This window comes from Microbulbifer agarilyticus (assembly GCF_001999945.1).
In the GTDB taxonomy this organism is placed as follows: domain Bacteria; phylum Pseudomonadota; class Gammaproteobacteria; order Pseudomonadales; family Cellvibrionaceae; genus Microbulbifer; species Microbulbifer agarilyticus_A.
The window spans coordinates 3,373,566-3,397,769 of record NZ_CP019650.1 but is presented as its reverse complement, the minus strand read 5'-3'; the positions used below and the strand labels follow the sequence as shown (position 1 = coordinate 3,397,769).

Here is a 24,204-nt window from a genome sequence, read left to right as displayed (position 1 = left end):
GCCACATAAGCAGCACTGCTACCAAACAAGCGTGTTTTATTCCTTGGTAATAGGCGCTGTGGCCTCGGTCAGCCAGTCTCGAGTATGCTCGTCGACTGCATTGGCAAGGGTCGTGCGCACCTTATCGTGGTAGTCATTCAGCCACAGCAACTCCGCGTCACTCAGCAGATCCGCATTAATCAGTTGGCGATCGATGGGCGCCAGAGTTAAATCTTCAAACTCCAGGAATCCCGGGAAGCCTTCGCGCTCTTTAACGAAAATCAGGTTTTCGATGCGAATACCGTATTCGCCGGTCAGATAAAAGCCCGGCTCGTTGGAGACAATCATGCCCGCCTCTAAAGCCACGTTGGTGGTGACCTTGCCAATTCTCTGTGGTCCTTCGTGCACACTCAGGAAACTGCCAACCCCATGGCCGGTGCCGTGGGCGTAGTCGAGCCCTGCATCCCACAGCGACTTGCGCGCGAATGCATCGATCTGTTCGCCGCAGGTACCTGCGGGAAACTTCAATGTGGCGATGGCGATATGCCCCTTGAGCACACGGGTGAAGTGATCGCGCGCGGACTCAGAAGGGGCCCCCAGAGCCACGGTACGCGTGACGTCGGTGGTGCCGTCCGGGTATTGGCCGCCGGAATCGATAAGGTAGATTCCTTCTGCCGCCATCGGCAGGCTCGACTCCGGGGTGACTCGATAGTGAACGATGGCGCCATTGCTGCGATAGCCGGAGATGGAATCAAAGCTGTCGTCGGTAAAGCCTTCACGCTGCTCACGTTTGCTGCGCAGCAACTGAACTGCTTCCATCTCGCCAAAATTCTGTTGGATTACCGCTTCCGGTAGTGCCGCGAGAAATTCACATAGCGCAGCACCGTCGCGCACGTGCGCCGCGCGGCTGCCTTCCAGCTCGGTGGCGTTTTTGCGGGCTTTGGCGGCGGTAATCGGATCCCGTGAAAACTGAATCTGAATGTCACGTGCGCGCAACTGCTGCAGAGTCCAGCAATTGGTCAGCTGCGGGTCCGCCCAAACGCTTTGAGCGTGCTGCCGTTCGGCTGCGCTGAACAAACTGTCTTTGTCATGCACCACCTCGATATCACTGCCGAGGTGCTTTTGCAGGGCCTCGCTGTTGGCGTCGGCGGCGAGATACAGCGTGGCGGAACCATCCTGGTACAGGAACCCCATGCTCAGCGCGACCGGCAAGTGCGGGATATCGCTTCCCCGGATATTGAACAGCCAGGCGCAGACTTCCGGGTTAGCGAGCCACAGAGCCTGCTGCTGTCTCTGCTTGAGTTCCTCGGCAATTCGCTGACGTTTGCTCTGGGAGTCTTCACCGGTGAAGATTTGCGGGTGTGGCAGTGCCGCGCCACTGGGAGGGGCAGGGCGGTCCGGCCAGATCTGGTCTATTGGATTGGTATCCAGCGCGCGCAGCTCAATACCCTGCTCATTCAAACGTTGCTTGAGGGGGGCAAGCCCGGGCTCCGTATGCAGGCGCGGGTCGAAGCCGAGGGTGTCGCCGGACTCAAGGGCGTTACAGAGCCAGTTAGCGATGTCGGCTGTGGCGAGGCTCTGTTGTTCGATGGGTTGGTCCCCGATCTGTTGCTGCGCCTGCAGCGTGTAGCGGCCATCGACAAACAGTGCCGTGTGCGTGTGAGCGAGGGCGGCAAGACCGGCGGACCCGTCAAAGCCAGTGAGCCAGGCCAGACGCTCGTCTGCAGCCGGCACATACTCATTTTGATACTCGTCGCAGCGGGGTACCAGAAATCCCTGAACCTGCTGCTCTACCAAGGCCCGCTGCAGGGCCTGCAAGTTTTCTTGACTCATTGTTCATCTCTGTCGGTAATATCGAGGGCGCTTGACCAGAAGTCCTCGGAGAGTCCGGTTTGCCCGGCGTGAGACTGGTTGGGTTTTTGCAGTCTAACAGCCCCAGAGATGTGTGCCGACGTGTATAATGCCCGACTGTTTTTTATCCAGTTCGATTGTTTGCATTATGGGTCAATCCTCATCTCCGGCGGGCATTAACGGCCGCCGTACCTTCGCGATTATTTCTCACCCGGACGCCGGTAAGACTACCGTGACCGAGAAGTTGCTGTTGTTCGGAAACGCGATTCAGCTTGCGGGTTCCGTCAAGGGCAAGAAAGGGCCCCACGCGCGCTCGGACTGGATGACCATGGAGCAGGAGCGGGGTATCTCCGTAACCTCGTCAGTCATGCAGTTTCCCTACAAGGAGCGCGTGGTAAACCTGCTGGACACCCCGGGGCACGAAGACTTCTCCGAAGATACCTATCGCGTACTGACCGCGGTGGATTCGGCGCTGATGGTGATTGATGGCGCCAAGGGTGTCGAGGATCGCACCATCAAGCTGATGAACGTATGTCGTCTGCGGACCACACCGATCCTGTCGTTCATCAACAAGCTGGATCGCGATATCCGCGATCCCATCGAAGTGATGGATGAAATTGAAGAGGTGCTGGATATTCAGGCGGCACCGATTAACTGGCCACTAGGTTCCGGCAAGCTGTTCAAGGGCGTGTACAACCTGTATACGGACACGATTCACGTGTTCCAGCAGGGGCAGGGTCACACCATTCCTGAAGACATTCAGATCAAAGGCTTGGATTCCGACGAGGCCACTGCGCTACTGGGTGAAGATGCCGAGGAAATTCGCGAAGAAATCGACCTTGTCCGTGGTGCTACCCATGAGTTTGATCTGGAAGCCTACCGCGCCGGCAAGCTGACCCCGGTATTTTTCGGGACCGCTCTGGGTAACTTTGGCGTTCGCGAAATGCTCGACGGATTTGTCGAGTGGGCGCCGGGCCCGCAATCACGCCAGACCATTGAGCGTGAGGTACAACCGGAAGAGGGCAAGTTCAGTGGGTTTGTGTTTAAGATCCAGGCCAACATGGACCCCAAACACCGCGATCGTATTGCCTTTATGCGCGTTTGTTCCGGTACTTACAATCGCGGTATGAAGATGAAGCACGTGCGTATCGGCAAAGATGTGAAAATTGCTGATGCCGTTACGTTTATGGCCGGTGATCGCACCCACGTCGAGGAGGCCATTGCCGGCGATATCATCGGCTTGCACAACCATGGCACTATCCAGATTGGCGACACCTTTTCCGAGGGTGAAACCCTGAAATTCACCGGTATCCCCAACTTTGCGCCGGAGCTGTTTCGTCGAATCCGCCTGAAAGACCCGCTGAAGCTGAAGCAGCTGCAAAAAGGCCTGCAGCAGCTGTCCGAGGAAGGCTCTACACAGGTGTTTTTCCCCCTGGATAACAACGACATCATCGTCGGTGCTGTGGGGGTGCTGCAGTTCGAAGTGGTGGCTTATCGTTTGAAAGACGAGTACAAAGTGGAAGCGATCTACGAAAACGTGAATGTGAATACAGCGCGTTGGGTGGAAAGTGAAAGTGCCAAAGAGCTGGAGAACTTCAAGCGCAAAGCCAGTATCAACCTGGCAGTGGATGGCGCGGGGCATTTAACTTACCTGGCCCCGACCCGAGTTAACCTGCAACTTGCAGAAGAGCGTTACCCGGACGTGCGCTTCTATGCGACCCGCGAGCATTAATCTGGATTGGAATCCGCTTAATTTTTAAGAGATTGTTACCGTGACAGCAGTAAAGAAAACCACGATTCCTACACAGTTACCCGAAGAAATGCCGCGCGTCGGCAATTGGTTCACACAAGGCCTCGGGCTTTTGATTGTCAAAATACTGGGGTGGCGCTTTGACGGTAACTTCCCTGCGGAAAAAAAGTTGATGGTGGCACTGGCCCCGCACACATCCAACTGGGACTTTGTAGTGGCGATGCCCTTTATTTTGGCATTGAAATTGAAAGCCTCCTGGCTAATGAAAAAAGAGGCATTCTTCTTCCCGTTTAAAGGACTGTTTATGGCACTTGGTGGTATCCCTACCGACCGTTCCGCGGCGGGTGGTATGGCCAAACAGGTAGCAAGCCAATTCAAGCAAAATGAAAAAATGTGGGTGGCACTTACCCCAGAAGGTACGCGCAAGAAAGCGACGAAATGGAAAAACGGTTTCCTGCGCATCGCGCATGCGGCGGATGTGCCCGTATTGCTGATCGCCTGGGATTTTCCCACCAAGCGTATCTGTATTGATTCGCTGTATCGCACCACCGGTAATTTTGAGGCCGACATGCAGGAAGTGCAGCGTCGTTTCAGTAAATATCGTGGGCGCAACCCGGAAAATCAAACGGAACTTGTTGGTAGCGAATGAACCTGCTCATTACCGTCGGACTGACTTTTGCGGTATTTGCACTCGTAGTCTGGGGGTTGATGCATATGCGTACGCCTCGTTTCCGCATGGAACGGGCGCAATTCCAGCAGGGGCTGGAGGATGTGATTGCAGGGCAGGCGGATGACAATGAATGGCGTGTGCTGACCGGGTACCCCATGCGTCACGACCCGCCTTTGGAGCTATTGCGGTTAGAGTGTTTGCGTATTGAGGAAGACGAGTACACCGGCAAAATGCCCTACCTGTTTTCCGACGAGGGCATTCGACGATTGCGTGAGGTACGCGAACGTCTACTTTCACTGCCGAAACAATAGATCGAAAATCGTTTTATCGAATAACAATAACTATCCACGAGTAGTATTGGAGAAATCATGTTTAAGCACCTGTTGAAACCTGTTGTGACAATGAGCGGCGGTTTAGCGGCGATGTTGATGGTCGTTGCCACACACGCGACGCCGCTGAATAAAGAGGACTTGTCGGTAGCTGAGGTACTTAGAGATCGCGCACTGGAGTCTTCAGACGCCTACAGCCTGGTGGAGTCTCTCACTGTGGAAGTGGGCCCCCGACGTGCCGGCACCAAGGGCGATGAGCGGGCGGTAGCCTGGGCCCAGCAAAAAATGAAAGCCCTCGGCTTTGATCGCGTGTACACCGAACAGATCGACGTAAAGCGCTGGGCGCGCGGACACGCGCATGCCGAGGTTATCGCACCTTTTCCCCAGCCTCTGGTGGTGAGCTCACTGGGGTACGGCGCATCCACTCCGGAAGGTGGCCTGACAGCCGAAATTGTTCCTTTTGCCGATGTTGAAGCCTTGATGGCGGCGCCGGCGAGCGCGGTAAAGGGCAAAATCGCCTTTATTAACAAACGCATGGAGCGTGCGCGCACCGGTGAAGGCTACGGGCCGGCGGTGCAGGGGCGCAGCAAGGGTATGCGTGCAGCTGCAGAAAAAGGTGCTGCTGCCATGCTGCTGCGTTCGGTTGGTACCGATTCCGACCGCTTTGCCCACACCGGTATGATGTCTGTCGATGGCGTGGCCAATCCGGTGCCGGCCCTGGCCCTCTCGGCCCCGGATGCGAACTTGCTGGAGGCCATGCTGCAGCGTGGTAAGCCGGTAGAGTTGAAGCTCGATGTACACAATGCCCCTCTGCCCGATGGCCCGTCCTTCAACGTGATTGGTGAGGTTGTTGGCCGCGAGAAGCCAGAAGAAGTGGTTCTTATTGGCGCTCACCTGGATAGCTGGGACGAGGGTACCGGTGCACTGGATGACGGCGCTGGTGTGGCGATTGTGATGGAGACCGCACGCCTGATCTCTGAATTGCCTCAGCGCCCGCGTCGCACCCTGCGAGTGGTTCTGTTTGGTGCTGAAGAGATCGGTCTGGTAGGTGCAAAGCAGTATGTGGACGCGCACCAGGATGCACTGGACAAAATTATCATGGTGTCCGAATCTGACTTTGGCGCGGGCAAAATCTGGCGCTTTGATACGCGTATTCCAGAGAGCAAGTTTGTGATTGCCGACCAAATGATGCAGCTGCTTGCCCCTCTGGGTATTGAGCGAGGCAATAACAAAACCTACGGTGGTCCTGACAGCAGTGTGTTTGTCGCACGCGGCGTGCCGGCGATGGGGCTATACCAGGACGGTACCGATTACTTTGATTATCACCACACGCCGAATGACACCCTGGATAAAGTCGACCCGGATAACCTGAAACAGAATGTTGCCGCCTGGGTGGTGATGTCATTCCTGGCTGCGGAAATGGAAGGGGATTTCGGTCGCGTTAGCATCGAGAATTAACTTGCCGATTTAATCTTTTCTTAAAAAACCTCGCACTTTGCGGGGTTTTTTATTGTCCGCCAATCGGTGGTGGCGAGATTGACAACTCTTAACCCGCTAGTCATGCTGCGTACACATTCAACCGGTAAGTCAAGGAATACACAATGGCCAACGTTACGCTGCAAGGAAACCCTATTACCACCGTGGGTGATCTGCCTCAGGTCGGCACCCAGGCCCCCGCCTTTACCCTAGCGCAAGGTGACTTGTCAGACCTGACGCTACAGGACCTGGCTGGCAAGCGCGTGGTCTTGAATATTTTCCCTTCGGTAGATACCCCTACCTGCGCCACCTCGGTGCGTACCTTTAACGAGCAGGTTGCTGCGCTGGAAAATACCGTGGTGGTTTGCGTCTCCGCGGACCTGCCGTTTGCGATGGCGCGTTTCTGTGGCGCTGAAGGAATTGCAAATGTGAAGCTGGGTTCTACATTTCGCTCGAGCTTTGGCGAAGACTATGGCGTTGCGTTCGCAACGGGTCCGTTAATCGGTTTGCTCTCACGCGCTGTTGTGGTGATCGATGAAACTGGCAAGGTTGTTTATACCGAGCAGGTCGCGGAAACCGCTGACGAGCCTAACTATGACGGTGTTACCGCCGCACTGTAATTGTTGCTTGCTCTCAAATAAAAAGCCGCGTCAATTTGTGACGCGGCTTTTTTGTTTTTGGACCTGTTCGATTTCGCGATATATGTACAGTGAGCAGTGGGTATCGATCTAACGGTGGTTGCCGCGCAAGTCCAGCACGGTTTCCTGAAGTGCTTCTGCTCTTGCATTGGTGGCCTCAACCGGTTTTCCCGCCACGACACAGACTCTTGACCAAAAACGCCGGGGCAGTGTGCTGAATGCATGGCCGTCCTTATGGCTGAAAAAACTTCCCCACAAGCCTCTCAACGCCATAGGAATAACCGGTACCGGGGTGCGCTCAAGTATCTTTTCAATTCCCGCCTTGAACGGTTGTAGCTCCCCGTTTTTGGTGAGCTGCCCTTCGGGGAAAATGCACAGCAAGTCGCCGTCTTTCAACCCTTGTTCGATCTCTGCAAAGGCTTTCGCGTAATCCTCCGGGTCCTGCTGTTTGGAGCAGATGGGAATGGCGCGGCTGGTTTTGAAAATAAAATGCAGTACGGGAATCTGATAGATCGGCTTGTACATGATAAAGCGAATCGGGCGGCGCACTGCGCCAGCCAGTAACAGCGCATCCACATAGCTCACATGGTTGCAGGCTATGATGGCCGCGCCTTCCGCTGGAATACGCTCAAGCCCTTCGTGTTTTACCCGGTACATGGTGTGAGAAAGCAGCCAGATGAGCAGCCGCATGGCAAATTCCGGTACCTTGGTAAATACAAAGATTGCTACCGCCGCGTTCATCAGGGCGATGACCAGGAAAAACTGTGGGATTGTTGCCCCGAGAACATTCAGGAAGACGATACCGAGCAGTGCTGCCACCACCATAAACAGGGCGTTGAAGATATTGTTGAGGGATATGATGCGCGCGCGGATACTTTCTTCGGAGCGCTCCTGCATCATTGCGTAAAGCGGGACAATGAAAAATCCGCCAAAAATACCAATCAATGTCAGGTTGATCAAAATACTTAGCGAGCCGTCACTGGCCCAGAATGCGGCAACGGTGGATTCCGCAGGAGGCTGATAGTTACCGGTGGCTGAGGCCAGCAGCATGCCGACCACCGTCAAACCAGCGGCACCGATCGGTACCAGCCCGAGTTCGACGCGGCCGGCGGACAGGCGCCCACACAGCAATGATCCAATCGCTACACCAATGGTAAAGCAGCACAGCAACAAAGTGACCAGCGACTCGCTGCCCCCCAGTACATTGCGAGTCAGGCTGGGGATCTGTGTCAGATAGGCGGCTCCAAGTAGCCAGAACCAGGAAATACCAATGATGGCGTAAAACACCGATGGCTTTTTCAGCGCTTCTTTAAGCACCCGCCCAACTTGGGTAACCGGGTTGAAGTTGAGCTTGAGGTCGGGGGCGGGTGCCGCCGCCGTGGGTATCTTTCGGCATACCAGATAACCGGAAATTGCTGTGGTCAGCAGTACAGCAGAAATCCACAGTAACCCGGACTGGCCTTCGCCGGTGTACCCGGCCAGCAGGCCACCGACGATGGTGCCGGTCAGGATGGATACAAAGGTGCCCATTTCCACCAGTGCGTTGCCACCCACCAGCTCTGCCTTCTGCAGATGCTGGGGCAAGATCGCGTACTTCACGGGCCCGAAGAAGGAAGACTGCACCCCAAGTAAGAACAGCACCGCTAGGCACAAATAGTTATTACCGCTATAGAGTGCACCGATGCCCAGCAACACAATACCTATCTCGGCTAGTTTGATACGGCGAATCAGAACGCTTTTGTCCACCTTGTCTGCTATCTGGCCGGCGGTGGCCGAAAACAGGAAAAACGGCAGGATAAACAAACCTGCAGCCAGGTTGATCAGGAAGTTCGCCTCGTCGGTTGCCAGGCGAAAGGCAATCATCACGATCAATGCGTTTTTGAATACATTGTCGTTAAAGGCGCCCAGTGACTGGGTGCAAAAGAATGGTAGAAAGCGACGGCTGGCGAGTAGCTGTAACTGATTCTTGTGGGCCACGGTGGTCTCCCTCGTGCTTGCAAGCGTTCTTTGCAAACCATGTTAAGCCATTCGCGCCAGAAGGGGCAGGAGGTGCAGACATAAAAAAGCCCCGCGGGGCGAGGCTTTTCGGTAAAGGGTGGATAAAGAACTTACCAGATCTCTACACGCTCTTCCTTGGGCAGGTACATACCGTCGCCTTCCTTCACATCAAATGCGCTGTAGAACGCTTCGATGTTGGGTACAACACCCTGTACGCGGTATTTGGCCGGCGAGTGCGGATCGGTTTTCAGGCGCTCGCTCAGGGCTTCGTCGCGCATTTTACTGCGCCATACCTGTGCCCAGCCCATGAACACACGCTGATCACCGGTGAAACCGTCGATTTCCGGGCCTTCCTCGCCATTCAAGGACATCTTGTAGGCTTTGTAGGCAATACCGAGGCCGGACAGGTCGCCGATGTTTTCACCCAGGGTCAGCTCACCATTGATGTGCTCGCCTTCGAGCGGCTGGAAGCCCTGATATTGGGCCACCAGCTTGCCGGTCAATTGATCGAAGTTGTCGCGGTCGGAATCGGTCCACCAGTTATTCAGGTAGCCCTTGCCGTCAAACTTAGAGCCCTTGTCATCGAAGCCGTGACCAATCTCATGGCCAATTACGCCACCGATACCGCCGTAGTTCACGGCGTCGTCCGCATTCATATTGAAAAACGGTGGCTGCAGGATTGCCGCGGGGAACACAATCTCATTCATCGGCGGATTGTAGTAAGCGTTTACGGTTTGCGGGCTCATATGCCACTCGCCGCGGTCCAGCGGCTTACCCAGTTTGTTGCGGTCGTTCAGTGTATCGAACAGGGTTGCGGCGATGGCGTTGTTCACCAGGTTGTCCGCTTCCACCTGCAGGTCGCTGTAGTCGCGCCACTTGTCGGGGTAACCGATTTTGGTGGTGAAGTTTGCCAGCTTGGTGAGGGCTTCCTTCTTGGTGTCTTCGCTCATCCAGGTCAGTGATTCGATGGACTCCTTGTACGCCGATTTCAGGTTGTCTACCAGCTTCACCATGCGCGCTTTGGCTTCCGGCGGGAAGTATTTTTCGACATACAGCTGGCCTACCAGTTCGCCCGCGGAGCCATTCACGAACTGTACAGCGCGTTTCCAGCGTGGCTCCATTTCTTTGGTACCGCGAATGGTGGTGCCGTAGAAGTCGAAGTTGGCCTGGGCAATTTCATTGTGCATGTAAGGTGCGGCCGCGGAGAGCACCTTGAGTTTCAAATAGCGTTTCCAGGTGCCCAGCTCGGTATCCGCGATGATGGTATTTACCGCTTCCAGATACTCGGGCTGGCGAACAATAAAGGAGTCGGCTTTTTGCAGGTGCGCTTTCTGCAGGTAGCTATCCCAGTCGAAGGAGGGCATCAGGGCCTTCAATTCGGCGAGGGTTTTCTTGTTGTAGGATTTCACCGGGTCACGGTTTTCCACGCGCGTGCGGTGGTGTTCCGCCAGGCTTTTTTCCAATTGGTACAGAGATTCCGCGTATTGCTCCGCGTTATCCAGCCCGGAAATTTGCTGCATCTCTACCAGAAATTCACGATAGGCTTGCTGGAGCTTCTGGCCCTTTTCTGAATCGTCAAAATAGTAATCGCGATCGGGTAGTCCGAGTCCGGCCTGGGAAATATAGGTAATGTAGTTCTCTACCTGCTTCAGGTCTTGATATACGTAGCCACCGAAGGGTACGTCATAGCCAACAGTGTCGGCATAGGCGAAAAAGTCACCCAGGTCTTTGTGTGTTTCGATTGCGTCGACCTTGGCCAGTTCGGGTGCGATGGCGCTAACACCTTTCTTCTCAATGAGTTCTTCATTCATGAAGCTGTTGTACAGGTCACCGATTTGCTTGGCGCTCGCACTGCTGGCGTTTTCACTGGCCTCCATAATCAGGCCTTTTACCTCTTCGGTGGCCTTGTCGCGCAGCATGCTGAAACCGCCCCAACGGGATTTGTCCGCAGGGATTTCGGTATTTTTGATCCAGTTTCCGTTTACGTAGGAAAAGAAATCATCCTGAGGGCGCACGCTCGTATCCATGGCGCTCAGGTCAATACCGGAGTCAAGTGTGGTATTTGCGGCAGCACTTTGCTCGGCGCTGGGCTTGGCGTCACTGGCTGTAACACTCCCGTCGTCTGGTTTGGTACAACCGCCGACGGCGGCAACGGCAGTGGCGATAGCCAGTGGTAAAAGCAGTTTCTTCATAATGGGCCTTTTGGGCTTTTTATTGGTTGGATGACCGTCCAGTGTGTGGGGCGGATAGAGTTTGTGCAGCTTGCATATTATGTGTGGCGCGGCGGCTACGGCAAGCGGAGGTGCGGTGAGTGGTAGTCTGCGGGCGATGGATTTAAACGGCCGCAGGAGATTTAAGCGGGCAAAAGAAAGCCCCGGTTTTGGGGCTTTTTTCGGGGGGCGATCTTGAAGCCGATGTTTAGTCCGGCAGGCGGAAAGTAATCGGCACCGAGAAGCGGTATTCTTCCATCTTGAGCTGGACGGGGGTGGCCGGGTAAGGGCCGGCGCGCTCCACGGCTTCAAGCGCTTCGCGGTTCAGGCTGGAGTAGCGGGACTCCTGCACGGTAGTCACACTGGTCACATTGCCTCTATTGTCGATCGTGACGTTCAGACGCACACTCCCTTCCTGGCCGCGATCCTGGGCGCGTTTCGGATAGCGGATATGCTTGAAGGTGTGCCGCAGCAGCATGGAGTGGTAAATCTGGCGTGCCAGGATCATGTCTGCGGTCAGTGGAGCTTCCTCTTCCTCTTCCAGCTCTTCCTCTTCTACCGGCGGAGTCGCTGGGCGGGTTGTGGTCGGCTTCAGTGGTTTGGGCTGAGAAGGCGGTGTGGCTGCAACTGCTGTGGCCGCGGGCTCGGTCCGGGCTGGCTCCGGCTCTTCTGCAGCAGGTTGAGCCGCTTCTACTGTTGGCTTTTGTACTGCCGCAGTGCTAATCGCGGCCAGTGTCGGAGGTGGGATATTCGCGGCCAACTTGGGTTTTACCGCTGGTACAGGTGCCGCAGCCGCGGAGCTGGTTTCTTTTGCCGCTTCCTGCTCGTCGAGCATCGCTGCTACTTGGGCTACGCGCGCTGCACCTGGCTGCAGGGATTCATAGGTGGCGAGTAAGCCAGAGTCTACGTCGCCGCTAGAGATAAGGCTGTCACGGAACTCGGTCGAGGGCGGAACCGGGCCGATCCAGGCGCGCAGCAAGGTATTGAAGAAGTCGCGGTCTTCAATCATGCCCAGCATGATGTCATTCAGGGAAACGGACGTTGTCCCCGTATCGGGAGCGTAATCGATGCTCAGGTGATCGCCGCTCATCAAACGCCCTTTAAACAGGTTGGCGAAAGTCACCATGTTATTCGCTTGGCCAGTGAGGGTGTCGCTCGGGTTGTTGATGGCGATACTTTCCATCCACTGGTTGCGCAGGCGTCTTGCGGACAGCCGGTCCTCGATCACGCGGATTTGTAAGCTGCGGGAAACATTGTTGTCGAGCAGAGCGCTGGTGTTGTCGGCAAGCTGGTCAGAATAGACAGCAACGAAATAACGGTCTTTGTTGAATTGCTGCTCCAGAGCGAGTCCATTGAGCAGCGAGGCCGCATTTGCTGTCACAGCCGAGGCGAACAGCAGCAGGGCAATGACGATTTTTGTCGATTTCATTTTAATGGTATCTATTTTGGCTTGTGGCCGGATGGGCAGAAACCGGCAGAAAAGCGCTGAGCTCCCGTCCATGTACCCCAAGGAATGCTCATTACTTCTTTCGCACCTTCCCCCCGAAAGGTACGTCCCCGGAAATTCTGGTGTTTTTTAGGTGGGCAAGCCGCCGCGCAACTACCTTGATTTTCTTCCAGGGTCCACTCAACTCTACTGTAACTGCAATGGAGTTCAACCCTGAAGTGGGTAAAATGTCTCGTTTTTTTAATTTCCCCGTGGCAGGGGGAAGACACAGCTTTGTTTGCACCTAGAATGCGTGTTCTGGTGGTGCATTGTGCATGTGGATATGTACTAACAAGGTGCACCGCCAAACTGCTGTGAGATTGGCTCCAGCAGCTGGTAACACGACGCAATATTCAAGATTTCCATGGATTACAAAGCGCTAAGTGACTTTCCCCGCGATGCGGTGGACCGTCTGTTAAATGTCATTCACCTCTTTCGTGATATTCGTGCCACCAGTGAGTGGCAATACGACGTATTACTGAAGCGCTCACGTTTGGTTTCACTAAACCCAGGAGAGGCGCTGCTGCACAGTGGTGACGTAGACCAGTGGGTGTATTTCCTGGTGCGCGGGGAGTTGCAGGTACACGTGGACGATGCGGCGGCTTCCAGCGGCGATCGCCCGCTTGCGGAGATTCGCCCCGGCGAAGTGTTTGGTGACCTGTCGATGCTGCTGGCGGAGCCCCGTAGCGCGACCATTGTGGGGGCGCCGGTCGGCCAGGAAATTCAGGTTCTCGCGGTAGATTGCACCCTGTTTGGTGACCTTGAGGACTTTTCGCTACTACAGCTGCCCACCAAGCTGGTGTTCTATCGCAATATGGTGCATTCGTTGCGCTGGAAGCTTGAGGTCTACCGTTCTAAATATCCGACCCACGAGCTGGCCAATAGTCACCGTCGCCTGAAACTCTACACTGGCCCGAAAAATTGCAAAGAAGAGTTGGTGGCGCTTGCGGACCAGGCGCGAGATCTGGCTCGCATCCTGCTGGATTGGAATGCCGAGTTCGGCAGCGGCCAGCTCGTCGCAGAAGAGTCGGATATGTCCGACTTCCTCGAATCCATACTCTCCTGACCACATATCCGCACCTTTCATAATAGAGAAGGTGAACCCTTTCTCGTTTTCCCGCGTACAATGACCATTGTTGGATTTGTGCGTGGGACCGCTGGAGGCCGTCTCCGAGGCCAGTCCGAAATCTAATCAGATCTGAAAGTAACTGTGAAAAGTACCTGTGACTTGACCATTCTCAGGTACAGAAGGCTATTCGTCCCTCTAAAATTCCCTGCGGATTTCGTAATACGGCAGTCTTGGGCGCTGTTTCGATCAAGAATTGTGCATAAAATCTCCTATCAAACTTAAATTGCAGACAGGAATGCAGTTATGAACTTTCTGTTGGGCCTCTGGCGGCAACGTAACTATCGCATGGCAACCATTGTGGGTGCCCTGGCTGCGCTGTGGCTGTTGAGCGGCGTATTACTCAAGGATGGGAAGCAAGCGCTGCTTGAAGCGGAGGTCGCGAAGAGCGCATCTGCGATTCCGACAGAGCGCATGAAAATCAGCGGGCGCTATATAGAGGCCCAGCCGTATACCACCCGAGTAGTTGTCAATAGTCGAAGCGAGGCCAACCGGAGTGTGCAGCTGAGAGCGGAGCTCGACGGCGCGGTCGCGGGGCTTCCGGTCGATGAAGGGCAGTATGTAGCCAAGGGTGACGTGATTTGTGAGATTGCCGCGGAAGATCGCCCGGAAAAGTTGACGCGCGCACGCGCATCATTAAAGAAAGCTGAGCTGGATTTTGCGGGCGCGCAAAAGCTCAAGGGGCGCGGCCTTCAGTCGGGCACGCAAATGGCCCAGCAAGAAGTTGCTCTCGCCAACGCTCGCGCAGACCTGAAACGGGCACAGCTGGATGTGCAAAACCTGAAGATTCGCGCGCCCTTTGACGGTGTTGTCAACAGCCGGGCGGTGGAGCTGGGGGATTTTGTTCGCCGCGGCGAGGAGTGCGCAACCATTCTTGACCTGAATCCCATGCTCATTGTGGGAGAAGTTTCCGAAACCAGGGTGGGTAGCCTGCAATTGGGGGCGCCCGCCAGCGCGCAAATGCAGAATGGCCAGATTATCAATGGTCAGCTGCGCTACGTGAGCCAGCAAGCGCACGCTGTGACACGCGCCTACCGCGTAGAAGTGGCGGTGGCGAATGACGACGGGGCTTTGCGCAGCGGCATCAGTGCGCGAATGGCGTTGCCGACGGGCGAGGTCATGGCCCACAGGATTAATTCTTCCCTGTTAACTTTGAATGACGCCGGCCTGCTTGCGGTGAAGATCCTCGACGAGGACCAGCGCGTTGTATTACGCAGTGTCCAGCTGGTCAGTGATGAAAGTGATGGTGTGTGGATTACCGGATTGTCGCCGCGCACCTTGCTGGTAACTGTGGGGCAGGAATATGTCAGCGTCGGTGAGCAGGTCGAAGTAGAGTTGGAAGAGACTGGTGGTGATTTACCGGCCCCTTTTACTGCCGTCGAACCAGAACGTGAACCGGTTTCTGTGAAACAGGCTGCACAGGCTTCCGGGGAGTCACTCTAATGAAACTCTTGGACGGCGCTATTGATCGCTTCCGCAGCAGCATAAGTCTGATGCTGCTCATCGTCATCATGGGGATCGCCGCGCGCGGTGCCATGACGGTGGAGTCCAGCCCGGAAGTTAACCCGCCGATCGTGATTGTGCAGGTGCGGCACGAAGGAATTTCTCCGGAAGATGGGGTGCGCTTGCTGATTCGCCCGCTGGAGCAGGAAATTCGCTCGCTGGAGGGCGTAGAGCAAGTTGTCGCCAATGCGCGGGAGTCACTGGTATACCTGGTCATAGAGTTTGACTCTGCGATCGATATTGATATTGCGGTCGATGATGTGCGCAATGCGGTTGATCGTGCCAAGGCAGAGTTACCGCGTGATGCGGACGAGCCGGTAGTGGAGGAGGCATCGGCTCAGCCATTCCCGACGATAGTGGTAACCCTGGCCAGTGAGGGAGCCAGTGAGCGCGAACTGCTACGCAGCGCGCAACTGCTGAAACGCAGAATTGAAAATGTTAGCGAAGTACTGAGTGCAGACATCAGTGGTAGTCGCGAGGAGGTCGTCGAAGCCATCATTGACCCAGTGCGGCTTGAGCATTACCAAATAACCAGTGGTGAACTCATTAATGCTGTGCTCGGGAATAATTTGCTGATCCCGGCTGGTGAGATGGATGTCAGCAAGGGGCGCTTCTCGGTAAAGGTTCCCGGGTTAATCGAATCGGCCAGTGACGTATACCAGATTCCACTCAAGCAGTCGGATGATGGTGTTGTGACCCTTGGTCAGGTCACCGATATCAGGCGGACCTTTAAGGACGCCACGAGTTATACCAGTGTGAACGGGCAACAGGGCCTGTCGGTCAATGTGGAAAAACGCACCGGCGCCAGCTCTGTGGACCTGGCAGACAAAGTCCGGGAGGTGGTAAATGCCGAACGAGAGTATTTACCTCGCGGGGTAAAGGTCGACTTTGTATTTGACCAGTCTAATTGGGCGAGGGACATGGTGAGCGAAATGGAGGGCAATATCCTCACCGCAATGTTGCTGGTGATGATCATTGTCGTGTCCGCGCTTGGTTTCCGCTCCGGGCTACTTGTGGGCCTGGGGATTCCCTTCTCATTACTGTTCGGCTTCATCATTACTTGGTACCTGGGTTATTCGTTCAACTTCATGGTCATGTTCGGCATGTTGTTGGCCCTCGGTATGCTGATCGATGGCTCAATCGTGATCACTGAATTTGCCGACCGCAAGATGGCTGAAGGTCTATCTGCACGCGCGGCCTACTCAATTGCTGTGCGCCGAATGTTCTGGCCGGTTGTCGCGTCAACGGGGACCACCCTGGCCGCTTTCCTCCCAATTATCTTTTGGCCCGGTGTGGTTGGCGATTTTATGCGCTTTTTACCGGTAACCGTGTTTTCCGTACTGGCGGGGTCATTGGTTTACGCGCTGTTCTTTGCCCCCGTAGTGGGGTCGGTATTTGGCAAGGGCCGCGTTGATCTGGCTTCACAGCAGCATCTCAAGCAACTGGAGCATGGCGATCCGAGCGCTTTAGGGGGAATCACTGGCTTTTATGCCCGCATGCTGACATCCGTTGTGCGCTATCCGCTGATATCTTTTGGCGGCACCATTGCGGTGCTGGTGGGTATCTTTATTGCTTTTAATGCCTTTAATCCGGGAATGGAGTATTTCACCGAAACCGAGGAGCAATACGGCAACGTTGAAGTGCGAGCGCTGGGAAACCTGTCGTTGGAGGAAAAGCGCGCACTGGTAACTCAAGTAGAAACTGCGGTGATGCAGGTACCCGAGGTACGTGTGGTGTATACCTCGATTGGATCGGGTGGTATTTCCGGCAATCAAGACAGGTCGCCCGACCAAATTGCCAATCTACTGGTTGAGTTACAGCCGACGGATCTGCGGGATCGTAAAAGCCGGGATATCTTTGCTGATATTCGTCAGCGCACAGGAGGCTTTGCGGGTATTAAGACCAGTGCCAAGGCGTTTGAAGGTGGTCCGCCTGTGGGTAAGGCCATTGTGCTTGAATTACGCAGCCGCGATTACGACAGCCTGCTGGCAGAAACCTGGCGACTGCATCGGGCGCTGGAGAATGAGTTTGATGGGCTGCGAGATGTTGTGAATACGGCTCCGCTGCCAGGCATTGAGTGGGAAGTTAAGGTCGACCGATCAAAGGCTGCACTCTACGGGGCGGATCTTACTGGCGTCGGGCGCGCGGTGCAGCTGGTGACCAACGGTGTGTTGATGGCGGAATACCGCCCGGATGATTCCGATGAGGAAGTAGATATTCGTATCCGCTATCCGGATTACGCTCGCGGCATTACCGCGCTGGACGAGCTCAAGGTAAACACCCCGGGCGGTGCGGTACCGGTCAGCAGCTTTGTGTCCACTGTGGCCGGGCCCAGAGTGGATAAAATTGAGCGTATTGATGGCATTACCCGTATGCAGATCAAGGCTGATGTTGAGGATGGTGTGTTGGCGGACGACAAGGTACGCGAGATACGCCAGTGGCTGAAGCAGCACCCGATCGATGGCAATGTAGAGTTGCTCTACCGGGGCGCAGATGAAGAAACCAGCGAGACTCTGGTGTTTTTACAGGTCGCCTTCTCTTTGTCTCTGTTCCTGATGTTTATCCTGCTTGTCACCCAGTTCAATAGCTTCTATCAGTCTGCATTGATTCTGTCTTCGGTGATTATGTCCACTGCCGGTGTGTTGCTTGGGCTTACCCTTACTCAGTCGACCCTCAGTGTCATTATGACCGGAGTGGGTATTGTGGCCCTCGCTGGGATTGTGGTGAACAACAATATTGTATTGATTGATACCTATAACTTTGTACGCAAGGCAGACCCGGAACTGAGTGCTGGTGCTGCAGCGGTTAAGGCTGCCGCGCAGCGCCTGCGGCCGGTGTTCCTTACTACTGCCACCACAATACTCGGCTTGCTGCCCCTGGCACTGGGGGTGAGCGTGGATATGGTTGGGCGTGATATTGTCGTGAATGGCGTGATTGCGTCTTTCTGGGTGAAGCTGGCCAGTGCAATCGTGTACGGGCTCAGTTTTTCCACCCTGCTCACGCTGATCGTGACGCCAGTGATGCTTGCGCTACCTTCGGCACTGCGTGACCTGGTGAAAGGGGCTCTGCCCGCTGGACTGTTGGCCAAGCGCCGTTTACGCAGTTGATGGAAGACGGCGGGCGGAGCGGATGAATACCCGCCATCGATAACTTTCTGGCAGACATAAAAAAACCCCGGCGAGCCGGGGTTTTTTTATGTCTGCCAGAAAGTGTCGATTAAGACTTGGCTTTCGGCGGACGACCGCGGCGAGCCGGAGCCTTCTTGGCGGCAGTCTTCTTAGCTGCAGCTTTCTTGGCTGGGCGGCCTGCTTTCTTGGCTGCGGGCTTCTTAGCTGCAGCTTTCTTGGCTGGACGGCCTGGCTTCTTCTTGGCAGTAGCCTTGGTCTTGGTCTTGGTCTTGGTCTTGGCTTTTGCTTTAGCAGCGGCTTTTTTGGCAGCAGCGGCAGCTTTCTTCTTAGCAGCGGCAGCCTTCTTCTTGTCAGCAGCAGCTTGCTTCTTGGCAGCAGCAGCGGCCTTCTTCTTGGCAGCGGCGGCTTTCTTCTTGTCAGCAGCAGCTTTCTTCTTGGCAGCAGCTGCGGCTTTCTTCTTGTCAGCAGCGGCTTTCTTCTTGGCAGCAGCAGCAGCTTTCTTGGCGGCGGCAGCGGCTTTCTTCTTGTCAGCGGCAGCTTTCTTCTTGGCAGCAGCAGCAGCTTTTTTGGCAGCGGCAGCGGCGGCTTTCTTCTCAGCGGCAGCCAGCTTCTTGGTGATGGCTGTTTCTTCTTTGGCTACAGCCTTGGCGATTTTGGTTACCAGCTTGTTTTCAGCAACGATGGTAGCCAGCTTCGCTTTCGCTACGGCAGAAGCAGCTTTGGCAGCTACAGCGGCTTTCTTGGCAGTTGCAGCAGCAGCTACGGCAGCTTTTACTTGCTTCTGCTGAGCAGCAGATTTCTTCTTGGCACGGGCTGCTTTAACCTTAGCGGCGGCAGCTTGTGCTTTTTTGGCAGCTTTGTCAGCTTCTTTGCCAGCTTTATCGGCTTCTTTCTTTGCACCAGCTTCTTGGCTGCTACGCGCCTTTTCCAGCTGAGATTTCAAAGAAGCGAGTTCCGCCTCCAGCTTTGCCACGGCGCTCACGCGCGCGGTGGATTTTTTACGTCCGGCCATAAAATATCCCTGTATCTAAATTTGGTATTTAGGTGTTATTTTGGATGAGTGGAATTCATCGCGCTAATTGCAGCTTATTTATATACTTGATTGCAAGTGTTTTAGGGGCGTTTTTACTCTGTAATGAATAAATTTAAGGTTTTTTTTACTTTTTTTGCCTTTAGCTGGCTATTGGCGTGTGGAGTCGGTGCTTTTTTTCCATTAATTGGCAATGCTGCGCCGTCTGAAAAACTCGCCTGGGCGGGCGTAATTTTGAATGCGTTGGCCCTGCCGGTGTGGATTGGGCTACGTTATTTGTATCCACAGAAATTTCACGGTGATATTCGAGAATCCAATGCATTTCTCGGTGTGTTAATCGGTCTTGCGGTTGCGCTATTGGCAGATGGGCAGCGTGGTTTACCCATTTACCTGGTAATTACGAATCTTTTTATCGTTTTACTTTATCTTTACCACTTCAGTTCGGTTTCTCATCCTGCATTACCCGGCGTTAATCAACGTTTCCCTGATCTGGAGGAGCAAACAGGGGAAAGCTGCGATATCTCGGACTTTTGTCGCGAACGGGAGCTGGATGGGGTCTTCGTGGTGTTTCTGCGGGGGAGCTTTTGTGCCGATAGCCGGGGTCAGTTAGCAGGCTTCGAACATCTTCTGCCCGAGTTGCAAAAGAGAAACATTGGAATACTGCTATTTAGTGCGCAGCCAACGTCTTCTTGGGGCAAAACTTTTACCCAGCTGGGAGGTTCAGCAACAACTGAGCTTTCCGTGCGCCAATTGGATGAATCCGCAAAGAATTGCTCCTTATTCGTCGCGTGGCAAGGAGCGCCGTTGTTGATGTACCCGTGGCACACCGCGGCGGCGCGGCCCAGTGCCTGGCTTGTAGATAGTGAGGGCGTAATCCTGTGGCGGGAGCTGACAGTCAACTACCGCACGCCAGCGCGCGCGGATTTGTTGCGCGCGCAGTGGTTTCGGCTTGTGGATTGAGTGCGTAAGAGAAGGCAATCAGTCTCAGGTACTTGAAAGGCGTATCGCGGTGTGCGATACGCCTTTTTAAATGTGTGGCTTATATAAATTGAGCGACCGATTGCGCTTGGTGGTGGGCCCTGTTGGCCCACTTGATCCCTTGCCGCTGGTTAGAGTGGGCCGTAGGGCAGGTAGCGATTGTCAGAGTTGCCGCGAATCCACAAAAGTTGCTCGCGGCTGAGGAGGGTTTTGCGCCGGCGAAGGGATTTTGCCAGCGGGATCACCGGAGATTCAGCGCCACCTTGCCAATCCAGTTGCCTTTCCGCCAGTGTGAAAAAGCGGATCAAATCCCACAATTGTTCCGGCGACCAGTTTGCGGCTTCTTCCAGCCACTGGGCCGCGGGTAATCCTGCGAGCCAGCTTGCCGAACGCAATGTTTCCGGAAGTTCGGCTAATTCGGTGCTCGCCTGGGTGTGCGAGGAGGCCTGATCGGAAGAGTCTTCCATTAATTCCAGTATCTGCGTTAGCAGAGTGGGGTCGATTTTTTCTCGGGATTGATCATTGGAGGCCTGCTTGGCTGGTTCCCATGCGCCGACGCTCATACATACTCCTTTAGGAAAACTTGCCCGCTATTGGGTACATCGACCGTGGATTATACATAGGCTTCTCGGCGTGAGGGCGCCGCCTTTAGAGTGTGACATTTAGAACTAGAGCGTGACATTGCGGCTTTGTCGATGCGCGGAGCCGGTAAGGGGGACGCGGAGTCAGGTTTAGGGGCGCATTAAGAGATAACAGGGCAATAGATGCCGGGCGTGGAATTTTGCATAATTCTGCCACGCGAACAATTTCGCAATGTTGCCGTCTATTTATGTCTCTCGATTCAAGAGCGGTTGAGAGTGACTGGCGACAGATAAAACTGACCCGATTCTAGCTGGAGGTCACATGAATACGATCGACAAGCCGATTGCCGCACAAAAGCGCATCGCGCTGGTAGCGCACGATAACCGGAAGCAGGGGCTTATTGACTGGTGCAAACAGCACCGTGCCATTCTCGAACAGCATCAGTTGCTCGGTACCGGGACCACTGGCACCCAGATTGAGGCTTCTACGGGAATGCAGGTGGAAAAGCTGTTTAGCGGCCCTATGGGCGGCGATCAGCAGCTGGGCGCGAAGATCTGCCAGGGCGATGTAGATATCCTGATCTTCTTCTGGGACCCCTTTGAGCCCATGCCCCACGACCCGGATGTGAAGGCACTGCTGCGTATCGCGGCGGTATGGAATATCCCGGTGGCATGTAATGCGAGCAGTGCGGATATGATGATTCATTCGGCCCTGATGTCGCAAAGTTTCGCCCGAGAAGTACCTGACTATCAGGGCTATCTAGCGAGTCGTACCGGCGATTTTGCTGTATAAAATGTGAGCTTTCGGGTATTCTGCGGTTTGTAAGCCTTTGATTTTTAAGGCTTATGTTGTGGTTGTGTAGGTTGCACTTGCATTGGTGGCCATTTCGCGGCAATCTTCCCCACCTGATTAGACCGGTGAATCCGGCGAATTCGAATCAAAAACTGTACGGTGTTTTATGAGTAGACGACGCGGTAAGGCCGTAGAAGAAGAAAAAGCGGATATCGACCTGACGCCCATGTTGGACGTCGTATTCATCATGTTGATCTTCTTCATCGTGACGGCATCCTTCGTAAAAGAGAAGGCGCTGGACGTGAATGTACCTGATCCGGATCAGCAGGTAGAAACTCCGCCCGACCCCGACAAGCAAAACATCCTGATCAGCGTGAACTCTGCTGACGAGATCTGGATGGGCCCGACACGAGTGGACAGCCGTGCAGTACGTGCACGTATTGCTCAGCTCTTCGCGGAAAACCCGCAGGCGATCGTGATTATCCGTGCGCACAACAAGTCCAGCGCGGACACTTACGTGACCATCGCTGACGCGGCGAAAGAGGTAAACCCGAATATTCAGGTTTCCCTGGTACCGTTCGAAGACTGATTCACGAAGAGAGTGTCCCGCGGGAGCTGCTCTCTCACAGGATCAAAAAAAGCCAGCGCTTGCTGGCTTTTTTTATGCCCGGAATTTGGTGTTGGAGAGTCGGGGCCTCGGAATTGCGCTTAGTTACGAGCGGCCGATAGTGACCGCTCGTGGGCACGGGGTTAAAACTCGGAGCGAATTGCCCACAGGTCGGGGAATACCGGCTTGAACAGGGTACTTTGTAGGTAGCCCACACCACTGGAGCCACCGGTGCCCATTTTGCTGCCGATGGTCCGCTCAACCATTTTTACATGGCGATAGCGCCACTGCTGCAGTGAGGTGTCGATATCCACCAGAGCCTCGCAGATATCGCTTACCAGCGGGTCATTGCGGTAAACATCAATCAACACGGCCCGTACCGCCGGAGAAGACTCTGCGACCTGACTGAAATCCCGATTTAACACGCTATCTGGAATGGTGTGCCCCTCGTGGGCGAGGAACTGCAGGAAAGCATCCCACAGCGTAGGGGCTTCGAGACGTGTTTGAAGACGTTGGTAGTGCTCAGACCCTTGCTCGTAGTTCTGCAGTTTGCGCGGATCCTTAGCGCCGTAGAGGAATTCCAGTTCACGGAATTGATAAGACTGAAAACCACTGGCGGTGGATAAGCGGTCTCGAAAGGACATGAATTCCAGTGGCGTTAGTGTCTCCAGGATATCCACCTGCTGGATCAGCGTGCGGTAAATTGTATCCACCCGCTTGAGTGTGTGTAGTGCGCGATTGCGCTCTCCTGCGCAGAACAGGCGCACCAGAAAGTCCAGCTCATGCAGCAGCTGCTTGAACCACAGTTCGTAGCTCTGGTGGATAACAATAAACAGTAATTCGTCGTGTTCAGGGCCTTCGGAGAGCGGTTGCTGGCATTCCAGCAGCTCGTCTACCTTCAGGTAAGAGCTGTAGGTAACGGTCATGTCAGAGGGTTCCTTTTGTCGAATGCCGCCAGTTGCAATATATGTAACGGTATTCGCCGGTATTTAAATTAAAAGTTGCGTTAATTTGCACCAATTTGGCCACATTATAAGGTCGATAAGGTATTTTTTGGAAAGTACATTGCGTGACGTGTGGTTGTATCGCCGTGGGGCGTGAATTCGGGTTAGGTAACGCAAACTGGTCGAAATGGACCTCGTAAGCGCGCAATGACTGGCTAAACTAGCGCTGATGGCCACGAATATAACGAAACCAAGTAATAGCGGAGCCCCGTATGCCAAGCCCTTTCGAAAGCCCCTGTGCAGAAATTGATGCCCAATTAAGCAACCGGGTTCTGGAGATCACCATTAATCGGCCAGAGCGTAAAAACGCGCTGACCAAGGCCATGTACTCCGCCATGGCGCAGCTGCTGCGAGATGCAGCCGCGAACTCCGAGGTGCGGGTTGTCATCCTCACCGGCGCCGGCGGTGCCTTCACCAGCGGCAACGACCTTACAGATTTCCTCGATGGCTCGGCGTCCAGCGAAGACTCACCCGTGTTTCAGTTTATGACCGCGCTGTACGAATTCCCCAAGCCGGTTGTTGCTGCGGTCAGCGGGGTGGCAGTGGGTATCGGCACCACGCTGCTGCTGCACTGTGACCTGGCGATCGCGGAAGATCACGCGATGTTCCAGATGCCATTCGTGAACCTGGGGCTGTGCCCGGAGTATGCATCCAGCCTGTTGTTGCCACGCATCATGGGCCACACCAAAGCCTCTGAACTGCTGTTGCTGGGCAATAAGTTTGATGCCCAGACCGCGGCTAACGTGAATATCTGTAATGAAGTCGTATTTTCCGGCGAGGCTCTGGGGCGCGCGCGTGAATATGCGCAAGAACTCGCGAAAAGGGCCCCCGAAGCGGTGCGTCTGAGTAAAAAACTGCTGCGTCAGGGTACCTACGAGAATGGTATGGCGGTGATTCGCGAAGAGGCGCTGCACTTCCAGCAGCGCCTGCAGTCGGAGGAGTTCCGTGAGGCGGCTACGGCCTTTATGGAAAAGCGGCCGGCAGATTTTTCCCGGTTTGAGTGACAAACTATTACATCGCTGTTCGCTTTAGTGGTGTCGCCTTCTGGCGCGCATTGCTCACTATTA

The 24,204-nt window shown here is 54.8% G+C and carries 19 protein-coding genes; 12 read left to right on the top strand and 7 right to left on the bottom strand.

What is annotated here, in order from left to right; all coding sequences use genetic code 11:
- Positions 1-36 precede the first annotated feature (36 nt).
- Positions 37-1,812: an aminopeptidase P family protein gene (locus Mag101_RS14250; RefSeq protein ID WP_077406423.1), complete on the bottom strand. Its 1,776-nt coding sequence runs from the start codon at positions 1,810-1,812 to the stop codon at positions 37-39.
- Between the two features lie 166 nt (positions 1,813-1,978).
- Between Mag101_RS14250 and prfC the strand changes: the two genes are divergently transcribed.
- The 5 genes from prfC (at position 1,979) to tpx (ending at position 6,675) form a co-directional block, all read left to right on the top strand.
- The gene (gene prfC / locus Mag101_RS14245; RefSeq protein ID WP_077408358.1) at positions 1,979-3,562 is read left to right on the top strand and encodes a peptide chain release factor 3; all 1,584 of its coding nucleotides are present in this window, start codon (positions 1,979-1,981) and stop codon (positions 3,560-3,562) included.
- Between the two features lie 40 nt (positions 3,563-3,602).
- Positions 3,603-4,229, top strand: coding sequence for a 1-acyl-sn-glycerol-3-phosphate acyltransferase (locus Mag101_RS14240; protein ID WP_232325040.1), 627 nt, complete (start codon positions 3,603-3,605; stop codon positions 4,227-4,229).
- Positions 4,226-4,561, top strand: a complete 336-nt coding sequence (locus tag Mag101_RS14235) for a hypothetical protein (RefSeq protein WP_077406418.1) — start codon at positions 4,226-4,228, stop codon at positions 4,559-4,561. Before Mag101_RS14240 ends, Mag101_RS14235 begins: the two co-directional genes overlap by 4 nt.
- Before the next feature lie 57 nt (positions 4,562-4,618).
- A complete protein-coding gene (locus Mag101_RS14230) occupies positions 4,619-6,037 on the top strand; it encodes a M20/M25/M40 family metallo-hydrolase (protein ID WP_077406415.1) in 1,419 nt (472 codons plus the stop codon).
- A 143-nt stretch (positions 6,038-6,180) separates the two neighbouring features.
- Entirely contained in the window at positions 6,181-6,675 is a 495-nt protein-coding gene (gene tpx / locus Mag101_RS14225) for a thiol peroxidase (RefSeq protein ID WP_077406412.1), read from the top strand.
- Between the two features lie 108 nt (positions 6,676-6,783).
- Here the strand turns inward: tpx and Mag101_RS14220 are convergent, their stop codons facing one another.
- The 3 genes from Mag101_RS14220 to Mag101_RS14210 form a co-directional block, all read right to left on the bottom strand.
- On the bottom strand, positions 6,784-8,670 hold the full coding sequence (locus Mag101_RS14220) for an MFS transporter (protein WP_077406409.1): 1,887 nt from the start codon (positions 8,668-8,670) through the stop codon (positions 6,784-6,786).
- 131 nt (positions 8,671-8,801) lie between these two features.
- The gene (locus tag Mag101_RS14215) at positions 8,802-10,883 is read right to left on the bottom strand and encodes a M13 family metallopeptidase (RefSeq protein ID WP_077406406.1); all 2,082 of its coding nucleotides are present in this window, start codon (positions 10,881-10,883) and stop codon (positions 8,802-8,804) included.
- 226 nt (positions 10,884-11,109) lie between these two features.
- The gene (locus Mag101_RS14210) at positions 11,110-12,330 is read right to left on the bottom strand and encodes a TonB family protein (RefSeq protein ID WP_077408356.1); all 1,221 of its coding nucleotides are present in this window, start codon (positions 12,328-12,330) and stop codon (positions 11,110-11,112) included.
- Between the two features lie 421 nt (positions 12,331-12,751).
- Between Mag101_RS14210 and Mag101_RS14205 the strand changes: the two genes are divergently transcribed.
- From Mag101_RS14205 to Mag101_RS14195, 3 genes are all read left to right on the top strand, one after another.
- The gene (locus Mag101_RS14205; protein ID WP_077406403.1) at positions 12,752-13,453 is read left to right on the top strand and encodes a cyclic nucleotide-binding domain-containing protein; all 702 of its coding nucleotides are present in this window, start codon (positions 12,752-12,754) and stop codon (positions 13,451-13,453) included.
- Between the two features lie 306 nt (positions 13,454-13,759).
- Positions 13,760-14,956 (top strand): efflux RND transporter periplasmic adaptor subunit, encoded by a 1,197-nt coding sequence (locus Mag101_RS14200; protein ID WP_077406400.1) that lies wholly within the window; start codon positions 13,760-13,762, stop codon positions 14,954-14,956.
- Positions 14,956-18,123 (top strand): efflux RND transporter permease subunit, encoded by a 3,168-nt coding sequence (locus tag Mag101_RS14195; RefSeq protein ID WP_077406397.1) that lies wholly within the window; start codon positions 14,956-14,958, stop codon positions 18,121-18,123. The genes Mag101_RS14200 and Mag101_RS14195 overlap by 1 nt, the downstream gene beginning before the upstream one ends.
- Before the next feature lie 109 nt (positions 18,124-18,232).
- Here the strand turns inward: Mag101_RS14195 and Mag101_RS14190 are convergent, their stop codons facing one another.
- Positions 18,233-19,156 carry a hypothetical protein gene (locus Mag101_RS14190; RefSeq protein WP_077406394.1) on the bottom strand — a complete coding sequence of 308 codons (924 nt, stop codon included), beginning with the start codon at positions 19,154-19,156 and terminating at the stop codon, positions 18,233-18,235.
- Positions 19,157-19,279: 123 nt separating this feature from the next.
- Between Mag101_RS14190 and Mag101_RS14185 the strand changes: the two genes are divergently transcribed.
- Entirely contained in the window at positions 19,280-20,134 is an 855-nt protein-coding gene (locus tag Mag101_RS14185; protein ID WP_077406390.1) for a redoxin domain-containing protein, read from the top strand.
- Between the two features lie 149 nt (positions 20,135-20,283).
- On the opposite strand, the gene Mag101_RS14180 is transcribed toward Mag101_RS14185, so the two are convergent.
- Positions 20,284-20,715 (bottom strand): hypothetical protein, encoded by a 432-nt coding sequence (locus tag Mag101_RS14180; RefSeq protein WP_077406387.1) that lies wholly within the window; start codon positions 20,713-20,715, stop codon positions 20,284-20,286.
- A 340-nt stretch (positions 20,716-21,055) separates the two neighbouring features.
- Between Mag101_RS14180 and Mag101_RS14175 the strand changes: the two genes are divergently transcribed.
- Complete coding sequence (locus tag Mag101_RS14175) at positions 21,056-21,526, top strand: methylglyoxal synthase (RefSeq protein ID WP_077406384.1); 471 nt, start codon at positions 21,056-21,058, stop codon at positions 21,524-21,526.
- A gap of 166 nt (positions 21,527-21,692) precedes the next feature.
- Positions 21,693-22,115, top strand: a complete 423-nt coding sequence (locus tag Mag101_RS14170; RefSeq protein ID WP_010132670.1) for an ExbD/TolR family protein — start codon at positions 21,693-21,695, stop codon at positions 22,113-22,115.
- Between the two features lie 161 nt (positions 22,116-22,276).
- Here Mag101_RS14170 and Mag101_RS14165 read toward each other — a convergent pair whose 3' ends face one another.
- Positions 22,277-23,059, bottom strand: a complete 783-nt coding sequence (locus tag Mag101_RS14165; protein WP_077406381.1) for a tryptophan 2,3-dioxygenase — start codon at positions 23,057-23,059, stop codon at positions 22,277-22,279.
- A 290-nt stretch (positions 23,060-23,349) separates the two neighbouring features.
- On the opposite strand from Mag101_RS14165, the gene Mag101_RS14160 reads away from it, so the two are divergent.
- Positions 23,350-24,141 carry an enoyl-CoA hydratase gene (locus Mag101_RS14160; RefSeq protein WP_077406378.1) on the top strand — a complete coding sequence of 264 codons (792 nt, stop codon included), beginning with the start codon at positions 23,350-23,352 and terminating at the stop codon, positions 24,139-24,141.
- Positions 24,142-24,204: the final 63 nt, after the last annotated feature.